General features: G+C 62.1%; 10 protein-coding genes. 3 read left to right on the forward strand and 7 right to left on the reverse strand.

Going from position 1 to position 11570, the window contains the following annotated elements; all coding sequences use genetic code 11:
• Positions 1-18: 18 nt before the first annotated feature.
• From rsmA to gloA, 3 genes are all read left to right on the forward strand, one after another.
• Entirely contained in the window at positions 19-849 is an 831-nt protein-coding gene (gene rsmA, locus H1204_RS02075) for a 16S rRNA (adenine(1518)-N(6)/adenine(1519)-N(6))-dimethyltransferase RsmA (RefSeq protein WP_180729611.1), read from the forward strand.
• A 216-nt stretch (positions 850-1065) separates the two neighbouring features.
• Positions 1066-2193, forward strand: coding sequence for a porin (locus tag H1204_RS02080; protein ID WP_180729612.1), 1128 nt, complete (start codon positions 1066-1068; stop codon positions 2191-2193).
• Positions 2194-2309: 116 nt separating this feature from the next.
• Positions 2310-2696: a lactoylglutathione lyase gene (gene gloA / locus H1204_RS02085; protein ID WP_180729613.1), complete on the forward strand. Its 387-nt coding sequence runs from the start codon at positions 2310-2312 to the stop codon at positions 2694-2696.
• A gap of 246 nt (positions 2697-2942) precedes the next feature.
• On the opposite strand, the gene H1204_RS02090 is transcribed toward gloA, so the two are convergent.
• From H1204_RS02090 to H1204_RS02120, 7 genes are all read right to left on the reverse strand, one after another.
• Positions 2943-3800 carry a SprT family zinc-dependent metalloprotease gene (locus H1204_RS02090; RefSeq protein WP_180729614.1) on the reverse strand — a complete coding sequence of 286 codons (858 nt, stop codon included), beginning with the start codon at positions 3798-3800 and terminating at the stop codon, positions 2943-2945.
• 60 nt (positions 3801-3860) lie between these two features.
• Positions 3861-4619: a lysophospholipid acyltransferase family protein gene (locus tag H1204_RS02095; RefSeq protein ID WP_180729615.1), complete on the reverse strand. Its 759-nt coding sequence runs from the start codon at positions 4617-4619 to the stop codon at positions 3861-3863.
• Between the two features lie 38 nt (positions 4620-4657).
• Positions 4658-5215 carry a D-glycero-beta-D-manno-heptose 1,7-bisphosphate 7-phosphatase gene (gmhB, locus tag H1204_RS02100; RefSeq protein WP_180729616.1) on the reverse strand — a complete coding sequence of 186 codons (558 nt, stop codon included), beginning with the start codon at positions 5213-5215 and terminating at the stop codon, positions 4658-4660.
• A 10-nt stretch (positions 5216-5225) separates the two neighbouring features.
• Positions 5226-7325 carry a glycine--tRNA ligase subunit beta gene (gene glyS, locus H1204_RS02105; protein ID WP_180729617.1) on the reverse strand — a complete coding sequence of 700 codons (2100 nt, stop codon included), beginning with the start codon at positions 7323-7325 and terminating at the stop codon, positions 5226-5228.
• A gap of 15 nt (positions 7326-7340) precedes the next feature.
• Positions 7341-8348, reverse strand: coding sequence for a glycine--tRNA ligase subunit alpha (glyQ, locus tag H1204_RS02110; RefSeq protein WP_081921563.1), 1008 nt, complete (start codon positions 8346-8348; stop codon positions 7341-7343).
• Between the two features lie 228 nt (positions 8349-8576).
• On the reverse strand, positions 8577-10316 hold the full coding sequence (gene lnt / locus H1204_RS02115) for an apolipoprotein N-acyltransferase (protein WP_180729618.1): 1740 nt from the start codon (positions 10314-10316) through the stop codon (positions 8577-8579).
• 33 nt (positions 10317-10349) lie between these two features.
• Positions 10350-11246, reverse strand: coding sequence for an HlyC/CorC family transporter (locus H1204_RS02120; protein WP_180729619.1), 897 nt, complete (start codon positions 11244-11246; stop codon positions 10350-10352).
• Positions 11247-11570: the final 324 nt, after the last annotated feature.

Raw genomic sequence — 11570 nt, forward strand, 5'->3', positions numbered from 1 at the left:
TTTTTGTAGCTTCTATCGATGTCCAACAGTTCAAGCAAACAGCACCAGGGTCACTTCGCGCGCAAGCGCTTCGGGCAGAATTTTCTGGTCGACCTGGGCATCATCGATTCGATTGTCGACGTGATCCGTCCGCAACGCGGCGAGCGCATGGTCGAAATCGGACCGGGGCTGGGCGCGCTGACGGAGCCGCTGATCGGACGTCTTGCCACGCCCGAGTCGCCGCTGCACGCTGTCGAACTGGACCGCGATCTGATCGGCCGTTTGAAGAAGAAGTTCGGCGAGCTACTCGAATTGCACGAAGGCGATGCGCTCGCGTTCGACTTCGGCTCGCTCGCGGCAGCGGGCGAGAAGCCGACGCTGCGGATCGTCGGCAATCTGCCGTACAACATTTCGAGCCCGCTGCTGTTTCATCTCGCCACTTTCGCGGACCGCGTGATCGATCAGCATTTCATGCTGCAGAACGAAGTGGTCGAGCGGATGGTCGCGGAGCCGGGCACCAAGGCGTTCAGCCGGTTGTCGGTGATGTTGCAGTACCGTTATGTGATCGACAAGCTGCTCGACGTGCCGCCCGAATCGTTCCAGCCGCCGCCGAAAGTCGATTCCGCGATCGTCCGCATGATTCCGTACGCGCCGCACGAACTGCCTTCCGTCGATCAAACGACCCTCGGTGAACTCGTCACCGCGGCCTTCTCGCAGCGTCGCAAGATGTTGCGAAATACGCTATCCGCATATCGCGATACCGTCGATTTCGAAGCGCTCGGCTTCGATCTGCAACGCCGCGCGGAGGACGTGCCCGTTGCGGAGTATGTATCCGTCGCGCAGGCCGTATCGGCGGCTGCGCCGAAGTAGCCGAAAAGCAGCGAGTCAAGTCACAACTACGACTCGTTGAATCTGCAAAGACCACTGTAGACAGCCCGCAACACGCGGGCTTTCTTTTATCTTCCCGACTCTTCATACAGATTAATCTTACGCTTGCTTGCGTTCGCCTATTTGCGCGTCAGCGACGCCGCACCGCTTTAAGAAAATCCCACGCAGTAACGCATGCAGGATGGATCAGGAGACGGTATGACGAAGGGGAGCAAGAGACTGAGGTTCTGCGCGTGGGCGGCGCTTTCGCCCGCGTTGACGTGCGCGACAGCACACGCGCAATCGAGCGTCACCTTGTACGGCATTGTCGACGAAAGCGTCCGGTATATGACGCACGTGAACAAGAACGGTGACTCGAGCGTCGGCCTCGGCAATGGCGGCATGTCGGAGAGCCGCTGGGGCTTGCGCGGCGTCGAGGACCTGGGCGGCGGCTGGTCGACCTTCTTCAAGCTCGAAAACCGTATCTACATCAACAGTGGTCAGAGCGATCCGACGCTGCCGTTTTTCAACGAGGCGCAGGTCGGCGTGCAGTCGTCGTCGTACGGCAAGCTGATCTTTGGACGGATGCCGAACGTGCTGATCGAAGGCATCACGATTGGTGGCTACGGCAGCAACCCGTGGATTCCTTACGACTTCAGCTTCCAGCCGGAAGTGACGATGTCGGGCGGCATCTGGACGAGCAATCAGGTGCAGTATCAGGCGCGTGCGCATGACGTGTTGTTGTCGATCGGATATGCGTTCGGTGGCGTAGCGGGGCACCAGTCGTATGGCTCGCAGTACGGCGCGGCCGTTGCTTATGCGCCTGGTGGCGGGCCTGTGAATATGGGCGGCGCGTATGAGGTGTCGCGCGATTCCGTCAATGGCAGCGCGGCGAAAGCCTGGACGTTCGGTGCGTCGTACACGTGGAACCAGACGCGCTTCGCGCTTGGCTATATCGTCAATCAGAACGACGCGGGCTTTTCGAACTTCGCGAACGGTCCGTTTACGGCGCCTGTGCTTGCGGCGCTCAAGTACACGGATTTTTCACGGCGTCGAATGATAATGGGCGGCATCACGCAGCAGATGGGCGCTGCCTGGCATTTCGCAGCGAACGTGTGGCGGACATTGCAGGACGGCAAGACGCCGGCGCAGGATGGCTCTGCGTGGCAGTATCAGCTCGTGGCTGATTACAGTTTGTCCAAGCGCACGGATGTCTATGTGGAAGGCGATTACGCGCTGTATCGCGGGGATCTGATTGGCGCGCAATTGCAGGGTGTGAATGGTGTTGGGCTGGCGCAGAAGGGAACGCAGATCGGGCTGATGGCAGGGCTGCGGCATCTGTTCTAAAGTTTTGCGTATGGGGCGTGTGGACGCTGAGGGCTTGGGTTTGGCGAGCGCGCGGCGTTTTGGGTTTTTCTGTACATTTACGCCCTCGACATCCCTACACAATACTGGAGTGCACAATGCGCCTTCTTCACACCATGCTTCGAGTCGGCAATCTCGACCGCTCGATCAAGTTTTATACCGAATTGCTCGGGATGAAAGTGCTGCGTCGAAATGATTATCCTGAGGGAAAGTTTACGCTTGCGTTTGTTGGGTATGAAGATGAGAAAGATGGCACGGTTATCGAGCTGACTCACAATTGGGATACCGGGTCGTACGATTTGGGTGATGGGTTTGGGCACCTGGCGGTTGAGGTGGATGACGCGTATGCCGCGTGCGCCAAGATCAAGGAGCAGGGCGGGACGGTTGTGCGGGAGGCAGGGCCTATGAAGCACGGTACGACCGTTATCGCGTTTGTGACTGACCCTGACGGGTATAAGATCGAGTTTATTCAGCGGAAGTCTTGAGGGGTTTTTTTGTTGTCTGCGCACGCTGGTGTGGTTTGCTTGTGGCTTTTCGCTGGCATCCGCGCTATGCCTTCGTGCTTCACGCGTCGCCCCGCACAGGGGCAACGCGTGAGGCACGCTAACAAAACGCGGATGCCAGCACAAACCAAATCCAAACCAGAAAGCTGGCGCAGCAAACACCGCCCACCGGATGCCCGCACAAAGCCAAGCAAACCACACCAGCGTCGCAGACAAACCCCAAAAAAATCACAGAGTCGGCAACAACTCCGGCGGATGATGCTTCAAAGTCTGCCTTGCCTCGCGGAATTCCGGAAAAATCGACTCCACCGTCTGCCAGAACTTAGGACTATGGTTCATCTCGCGCAAATGCGCGAGTTCATGCGCGACGACGTAGTCAATAACGGATAAAGGAAAGTGAATCAACCGCCAGTTAAGGCGAATCTTTCCATCGCTAGAACAGCTACCCCACCGCGTAGCGGCGGAAGAAAGCCCATAAGCCCGATACGAAACCCCGAGTTTCTCGGCATACACAACAAGACGTTCACCGAAAATCCGCTTCGCCTCGTTCTGCAGCCAGCCCTGCACGCGATCCTTGATCTGCTGCGGATCAGCCTGCGCCGGCAGCGGCAGCGCGAGCACATTCCGCGCAGCATCGTACGCAACCACCCCATTTGCAGTGGCGAGCGTGACACGCACAGTCTGCCCAAGATAGGGCACCTCAGCGCCGTCTTTCCAGTCGACGCGCGGCATCACGCGCTGCTCAGTGCGCGTCTGCCACTCAGTGAGTTTGGTAAAGATCCAGCGCTGCTTTTCGGCGATCGCCGTTTCGATATCAGCGAGCGTGACCCACCGCGGCGCGGTGATAGTCAGTCCCGTGCTGTCGATCGCAAACCCGATCGAGCGCCGCGACGAACGCTTCAACCCGTATTGCAACGTGCGCGCACCAAGCGTGACGCTGCGCAGTTTCGAACCATCGGGAGCGAGGGGAGCAGCGGACTTGGGTTGCGGCGGCGCGGCAGGTTTGCCCGGCTCGTCGAAGAGCGGCAGATCCAGTTGCCGGCTATCGAGCGCCGCAGCAGGCTGCGGCTTGGAAGACTTCTGCATCGGACTCACTTCGCGCTGATACGCTGCAACGCGCGCATGTGCGCATTGCAGCGTGGCGCGTCAGATACGGGCGGCGGCGGGCGTGCTGTGCTCGTCGCCATAAGCGGCCGGATCGATACGTCGCATCTCGGCCTCGATCCACGTTTCAACGCGCGTGTTCACTTCGTCGGGCGTGAGCCCGGTGGTGTCGATCGGTTTGCCGATCGACACTGTGACTATACCCGGATATTTCATAAACGAGTTGCGCGGCCACACGCGCCCCGCGTTGTGCGCGATGGGTACGACCACCGCGCCCGTCGCGACCGCGAAGCGCGCGCCACCCGTCTTGTACTTGCCCTGCTTGCCCGTCGGCGTGCGTGTGCCTTCCGGGAACATGATGACCCACGCGCCTTCGGACATGCGTCGCGCGCCCTGTCGCGTCACCGAAGCAAACGCATTCTTGCCTTCCTTGCGGTCGATGTGAATCATCTTCAGCATGCCGAGCGCCCAGCCGAAGAACGGCACATACAACAACTCGCGCTTGAACACGTAGCACAGCGGCCGCGGCATCAACGCGGGAAACGCGAGCGTCTCCCACGCGGACTGATGTTTCGACAGCAGCACGGCGGGACCGTTCGGCAGGTTGTCCATGCCGCGTATTTCGTAGCGGATGTTGTTCAGCCAGCGCACCACGGCGAGCGTCGTGCGGCACCAGCCGACAGCCATCCAGTAACGGTTATCGGCGCGCATGAATGGAAACGCGATGAAGCACGCGGTCGCGTAGGGAATCGTGAAGACCGCAAAAAAGATCAGCAGCAACAGCGAGCGGATGAAGCGCATCGGCGTGGTCAGTGAAGTGAGGGCGTGCTAGGCACGCATCATTCTTGTTCTTCGGCGAGAAAGTCGAGTGCGAACGCGCGCAGGTCCTTATGCACGACCGTACCTTCGGGCAGGCCGCCTGCTTCGAGCGTCTTCTTGCCCTTACCCGTCAGCACCAGGTGCGGGACGAAGCCGAGCGCGGCGCCTGCTTGCAGATCGCGCAGCGAATCGCCGACGCAAGGCGTCTCTTCCGGTTCGATCTCGAAGCGCTCCGCGATCATCTTCAGCATGCCGGGCCTCGGCTTGCGGCATTCGCAGTGATCGTCGGCCGTGTGCGGGCAGAAGAACACGGCGTCGATGCGCCCGCCAACGGCAGCCGCCGCGCGATGCATCTTCAGATGCATCGCGTTGAGCGCGTCCATGTCGAACAGGCCGCGGCCAATGCCCGACTGATTCGTCGCAATCGCCACGCGATAGCCGGCCTGATTGAGCCGTGCGATTGCTTCGAGGCTGCCGGGCAGCGCGACCCACTCGTCGGGTGATTTGATGAACGCGTCCGAGTCGGCGTTGATCACGCCGTCCCGGTCGAGCACTACGAGTTTCTTTGCAGTCGCCATGATGCGTCGCTCAGGCTGCCAGACGCGAAATGTCCGCGACGCAGTTCATCTGTTGATGGAGCGCGCCGAGCAGCGCAAGGCGGTTCGCGCGCAGCGCCGGGTCTTCGGCGTTGACCATCACGTCGTTGAAGAACGTGTCGACGGGTTCGCGCAGCGCGGCGAGCGCCGACAGCGCGCCCGTGTACTGGCGCGCGGCGAGTTGCGACTGAACGCGCGGCGCAACCTGTTCGAGTTGCGCATGCAGCGCTTTTTCGGCTGCTTCGACGAGCAGCGCGATCTGCACGCCGTTCGCGTTCGCACCTTCCGACTTCTTCAGAATGTTCGAGATGCGTTTGTTCGCAGCCGCCAGCGACGCTGCTTCCGAGAGCGCCGCGAATTCACGCACGGCATCCAGACGCGCAACGATGTCGTCGAAACGCGTCGGGTTCAGCGCGAGCACGGCATCCACTTCACCCGCCGAATAGCCGCGTTCGCGCAACAGACCGCGCAGACGGTCGATGCAGAACTCGTAGATCGCTTGCGTCGAATCGGCGACGTTCGGGACGCTCGCGAATTGTGCATAGGTGACGCCCAGCAGTTCGACGAGATCGATCGGCAACTGCTTTTCGACGAGGATACGCAGCACGCCGAGCGCGTGACGGCGCAGCGCGAACGGATCTTTCTCGCCCGTCGGTTGCAGGCCGATGCCCCAGATGCCGACCAGCGTTTCGAGCTTGTCCGCGAGCGCGACGATCGTGCCCGTCGTCGTGGACGGCAATGCGTCACCGGAGAAGCGCGGCTGATAATGTTCCGAGCACGCGAGCGCGACTTCTTCCGGCTCGCCGTCGTGGCGCGCGTAGTACGTGCCCATCGTGCCTTGCAACTCGGGGAATTCGCCGACCATGTCGGTCAGCAAGTCGGCCTTCGCGAGATGCGCGCCGCGCTTCGCGAGCGCGACGTCGGCACCGATCATCTGCGCGATCGCGCCCGCGAGCGCTTCGACGCGTTCGACACGTTGCAGCGCCGAACCGAGCTTGTTGTGATAGACGACGTTCGCGAGTTGCGGCACACGGTTCGCGAGCGGCTTCTTCTTGTCGTGCTCGAAGAAGAACTTCGCGTCGGCGAGGCGCGGGCGCACCACGCGCTCATTGCCTTCGACGATCTCTGCCGGTGTCTTCGTCTCGATGTTCGACACGATCAGAAAGCGCGAGCGCAGCTTGCCGTTCGCGTCGGTGAGCGCGAAGTATTTCTGGTTGGTTTGCATCGTGAGGATCAGGCATTCCTGCGGCACCTGCAGGAACTCGTCCTCGAACGTGCATGCGTAGACGACGGGCCATTCGACCAGCGACGTCACTTCGTCGAGCAGCGACTCGGGCATCACCACCTGATCGCCGTTCGCTTGCGCGAGCAGATGCGTGCGGATGGTTTCCTTGCGGTCCGAGAAGTTCGGCACGACGTGGCCGCGATGCATCAGCGTTTCGGCGTAGTGATCCGCATGCTGGATCTGCACGAAGCCTTCGGACAGGAAGCGATGACCGAGCGTGGTGTCGTCGGCATCGATGCCGAACGCAGTGACGGGCACGACCTCTTTGTCATGCAGCACCGTCAGACGATGCACGGGACGCACGAACTGCACGTTCGAGCCGTCCGGGCGCTGATACGTCATGACCTTTGGAATGGGCAGCTTGGCGAGCGTTTCGTCGAGCGCCGTCTGCAGGCCTTCGGCTAGCGTCGCGCCGGGCGCCGCATAGCGCAGGAAGAATGCGTCGGCCTTGCCGTCGTTCGCGCGTTCGAGATCGTTCACCGAGAAATCGGGGAAGCCGAGCGCCGCGAGTTTCTTTGCGAGCGGCGGCGTGGGCTGGCCGTTCGCATCGAGCGCGACGGACACGGGCAGCACTTTTTCGCGCACGTGTTTTTCCGGCGCGACGCTGCGCACGTTCTTGATGGTGACGGCGAGGCGGCGCGGCGTGGCGTAACGCTCGAACGACAGTTCACCTTCGATCAGATCACGCGCGGCGAGACGTTGTGCGATGCCTTCCGCGAACGCATCGCCCAGGCGTGCGAGCGCTTTGGGCGGCAGTTCCTCTGTCAGCAGTTCGACGAGCAGGGTGGCTTGATGGGATTGCGTCATGTCTTCTTGGTCTCGTCAGTCCTGGTCGATCTTGCGTTCGACTTTGAGCGGCGGCGCCCACGTGGGCATCGCGGCGTCCTGTTCGTCGGTAGTGAGGCCGGGCACGCCGTGCACGGGATTGCCGAGCATCGGGAAGCCGAGCTTTTCGCGCGAGTCGTAGTAAGCCTGCGCGACGAGGCGCGACAGCGCGCGAATGCGGCCGATATACGCCGCGCGTTCCGTCACGGAAATCGCGCCGCGCGCGTCGAGCAGATTGAAGGTGTGAGCGGCCTTCAGCACGAGTTCATAAGCGGGCAGCGCGAGCGGCACTTCGATCATGCGCTTCGCTTCGGCTTCGTAGCTGTTGAAGAACGTGAACAGCAGATCGGTGTTGGCGTGCTCGAAGTTGTACGTCGATTGTTCGACTTCGTTCTGGTGATACACGTCGCCATACGTGAGGCGGCGCATTTCCGGACCGTTCGGGCCTTGTTCCTCCCACTCGGTCCAGATGAGGTCATAGACGTTCTCGACCTTCTGCAGATACATCGCGAGACGCTCGAGACCGTACGTGATTTCGCCGAGCACCGGCTTGCAATCGAGACCGCCCACTTGCTGGAAGTACGTGAACTGCGTCACTTCCATGCCGTTGAGCCACACTTCCCAGCCGAGACCCCACGCGCCGAGCGTCGGGTTTTCCCAGTCGTCCTCGACGAAGCGCACGTCGTTCTGCTTCAGGTCGAAGCCGAGCGCTTCGAGCGAGCCGAGATACAGGTCGAGGATGTTTTCGGGCGCGGGCTTCAGCACGACCTGATACTGGTAGTAGTGCTGCAGACGGTTGGGGTTCTCACCATAGCGGCCGTCCTTCGGGCGGCGCGACGGCTGGACATACGCTGCCCGCCACGGCTCGGGGCCGACCGCGCGCAGGAACGTGTGGACGTGGGAAGTGCCCGCGCCGACTTCCATGTCGATCGGCTGGAGCAGCGCGCAACCCTGCTTGTCCCAATAGGATTGCAGCGTCAGGATGATTTGCTGAAACGTGAGCATGAAGTGCCTTGAAGGGTGCCTTTCAGGCAGGACGCGGATGCCGTGCGGCCTGGGGGCGTGCCGGTCGTGCCGGCCGTCCGCTCCCTAGCCGGCCGGTTGCGCGGCCCAGTGCTGTAAAACCCTGAATTTTACCGGATTGCCGGTGGCTTGAGACTTTCTGGGGCATGGTGAGTCGACGGGGGCGCGTTGTTCTGTTGTTTCGCGTTGCGCCGCCCGTATGACTTGATGTTAGGCGTTGTCGTCGCGCTTTGTGTCGGTGCTTGCGCTGTTCGTGCCGTTGCGCGCCTTGGTGCGGCCCGACCGATCGCGGCCCGGACCGAACGCAAAACCAAATGCGAGGAACAGCAGCGAAACGGCGAGCACAGTGTTGTTGCCGCTCGTCACGTACGGTGTGAAGCCCGTCGTGCCTTGCACGGTCGTTTCGATCGAACCTTGGGTAAATGTGGGCAGGCGCGCGATCACGTTGCCGTGCGCGTCGATCGCGGCCGTCGCGCCCGTGTTCGTCGCGCGCAGCATTGGACGACCGGTTTCGAGCGAGCGCATGCGCGCGATCTGCAGATGTTGATCGAGCGCGATCGTGTCGCCGAACCATGCGAGGTTCGTCGAGTTGACGAGCACGCCCGCCGGCATGTCGCTCTCGCGCACCGTGCGCGCGATTTCCTCGCCGAAGATGTCTTCGTAGCAGATATCGACGGCGACCGGCTGGTTATGTACGACGAACGGTTTTTGCACGGGCGCGCCGCGCGCGAAATCGCCGAGCGGAATGTTCATCAGGTTCACGAACCAGCGGAAGCCCCACGGCACGAACTCGCCGAACGGCACGAGATGATGCTTGTCGTAGCGATACACGCCCGTCTGGCCTGGCGTGATGCCGAACAGGCTGTTGGTGTAATCGACGACGCGTCCTTCCGGCGTGATCGTTCCGCCGACCGCACCGAACAGGATCGACGAATGCGTCGAATCCGCGAAATTGCGCACGGCAAGCGCGAACGACTCGGGGATCGCCTGCGCGAGCACGGGAATGGCGGTTTCCGGCGTGACGATGAGATCGGCGGGCTTTGCCGTGATCATCCGCTGATATTCGTCGATGGCCGCTTTCACGCCTGATTCTTCGAACTTCATGTCCTGCTTCACGTTGCCTTGCAGGAGGCGCACGGTCAGCGTCGCGTTGGCGGGCGTCGTCCAGGAAACGAGCGGCAGCACGAGGCCCGCTGCGATCAGCGCAACGGCGATGGCGGCGGGCACCGCGACGCGCGCGGTTCGCGGCGCAGCGGGTGCATCGGTGCTTTGGGTCGTCAGCGAACGCAGCACGGCCTGCGCGATCAGCGCGGCGGCCAGCGCGAGCACCCAGCCGACACCGTATACGCCGGCAATCGGCGCGAATCCCGCAAACGGCCCATCGACCTGCGCATAGCCGCTCGCGAGCCACGGAAAGCCGGTGAACACAGTGCCGCGCAGCCATTCGCCGATCGCCCACGCGCTAGCGAACGCAAAGGCGCCGTGCCAGGTCGGCGAAAACGGCTGATCGTCGACGAGTTTGCCGTTGCGCGCGTGTCCTGCGCAGAACGACCAGACGCCAGCCGCGAGCGCCGGATAGACGGCGAGATACAGCGAGAACAGCACGAGTGCCGTGCCCGCGAGGGGCGCCGGCATGCCGCCGTAGAAGTGCATGCTCACGTACAGCCACCACACGCCCGACACGTAGTTGCCGAAGCCGAACGCGAAGCCGGTGAGGGCGGCGCTTTTCCAGCCCGTGGTGCGCGTGAGCCACACGAAGAAGAAAACGAAGATCGCGAGTTCTAGCCAGCCGCCGTGCGGCGTGGGCGCGAAGGATAGCGTGTTGAGCGCGCCGGCGGCTGCGGCGGCGAGGTAGTGCCACCACGGCAACGTCCGGGTGCGCCCGATGTTTGCATCGGCTGCGTCGGACGTCACGCCGCGGCGCAGACGGGAAGTGATCGGGTCGGCCATTCTTGCGTGGTCGGCTTCAGGGAAACGGGGGAATCAGGTTTGCACGTGCTGGGCGTCGCGTTCGCGCTGTCCAGCGAGCGGATCGCGGCGCACGAGCAGCATGTGGATCTGGCGCGCGTCGGCGCGCAGCACTTCGAAGATCAGGTCGTCGAGCTTCACTTTCTCGCCGCGATGCGGCACGCGTCCGAAATGGTGCGTGACAAGGCCGCCGATCGTGTCGACTTCGTCGTCGGAGAAGTGCGTGCCGAACTCTTCGTTGAACTGCTCGATCTCGGTCAGCGCGCGCACGCGATAGCGTCCGTCTGGCGACGCGATGATATTGCCGCTTTCTTCGTCGAAATCGTATTCGTCCTCGATGTCCCCGACGATCTGCTCCAGCACGTCCTCGATCGTGATCAGGCCGGCGACGCCGCCGTATTCGTCGACGACGATCGCGATGTGATTGCGGTTGACGCGGAAGTCGTGCAGCAGCACGTTCAGACGTTTCGATTCGGGAATGAACACGGCAGGGCGCAGCATGCCGCGCACGTCCGCTTCGTCTTCGGCGTAGTAGCGCAGCAGATCTTTCGCGAGCAGCACGCCGATCACGTTGTCGCGATTGCCTTCGTACACGGGATAGCGCGAGTGCGCCTTTTCCAGCATGTACGGAATGAATTCGTCGGGGGCGTCCGCGATGTTGATCGCGTCCATTTGCGAGCGCGGGATCATGATGTCGCGCGCGCAGAGCTCGGAAACCTGGAAGACGCCTTCGATCATCGACAGCGAATCTGCGTCGATCAGATTGCGTTCGTGCGCGTCCTGCAGGATTTCGAGAAGTTCGCCGCGAGAATCGGGCTCGGGCGAGATGAAGTCGGTCAATCGCTCGAGGAGGGAGCGCTTTTCCTGGGGTTTGTCGCTGGTATGGCGTCGACTGGGATACGAATCGTTCATGGTGGTGCGCCCGGAAAGCTGGGCGCGCTGTTGCAGAGTGTTAAGGATACACCACGTGCGTGGCAGGACCGTGTCCTAGGGCCACCGCGTGGTGCAGGGCGGATTTTCCGGTTTGGGCCGCTGGTTTCACCGGGGGAAGACCGGGTTTCGGCGGAAAACGCTCGCTTTTATCCTAACTGATATCTGGGGGTTGGGGGGCGGGTGGTCAAAATTAGGTTTTTTGTAGGGCGCCTGCGCGGCGCGGGCGATTTCGGTTTTTTGCGCTTTTCGCCTGGCGGTTGGGTTTCGGTGTTTGCTGCGCACGCTGGTGTGGCTTGGTTGCGT

The organism is Paraburkholderia sp. PGU19 (assembly GCF_013426915.1).
Taxonomy (GTDB): Bacteria; Pseudomonadota; Gammaproteobacteria; order Burkholderiales; family Burkholderiaceae; genus Paraburkholderia.

Bases quoted from the DNA above. Each gene is read 5' to 3' on its own strand.
- rsmA (WP_180729611.1), top strand. From the start codon at position 19: ATGTCCAACAGTTCAAGCAAACAGCACCAGGGTCACTTCGCGCGCAAG.
- H1204_RS02080 (WP_180729612.1), top strand. From the start codon at position 1,066: ATGACGAAGGGGAGCAAGAGACTGAGGTTCTGCGCGTGGGCGGCGCTT.
- gloA (WP_180729613.1), top strand. From the start codon at position 2,310: ATGCGCCTTCTTCACACCATGCTTCGAGTCGGCAATCTCGACCGCTCG.
- H1204_RS02090 (WP_180729614.1), bottom strand. From the start codon at position 3,800: ATGCAGAAGTCTTCCAAGCCGCAGCCTGCTGCGGCGCTCGATAGCCGG.
- H1204_RS02095 (WP_180729615.1), bottom strand. From the start codon at position 4,619: ATGCGCTTCATCCGCTCGCTGTTGCTGCTGATCTTTTTTGCGGTCTTC.
- gmhB (WP_180729616.1), bottom strand. From the start codon at position 5,215: ATGGCGACTGCAAAGAAACTCGTAGTGCTCGACCGGGACGGCGTGATC.
- glyS (WP_180729617.1), bottom strand. From the start codon at position 7,325: ATGACGCAATCCCATCAAGCCACCCTGCTCGTCGAACTGCTGACAGAG.
- glyQ (WP_081921563.1), bottom strand. From the start codon at position 8,348: ATGCTCACGTTTCAGCAAATCATCCTGACGCTGCAATCCTATTGGGAC.
- lnt (WP_180729618.1), bottom strand. From the start codon at position 10,316: ATGGCCGACCCGATCACTTCCCGTCTGCGCCGCGGCGTGACGTCCGAC.
- H1204_RS02120 (WP_180729619.1), bottom strand. From the start codon at position 11,246: ATGAACGATTCGTATCCCAGTCGACGCCATACCAGCGACAAACCCCAG.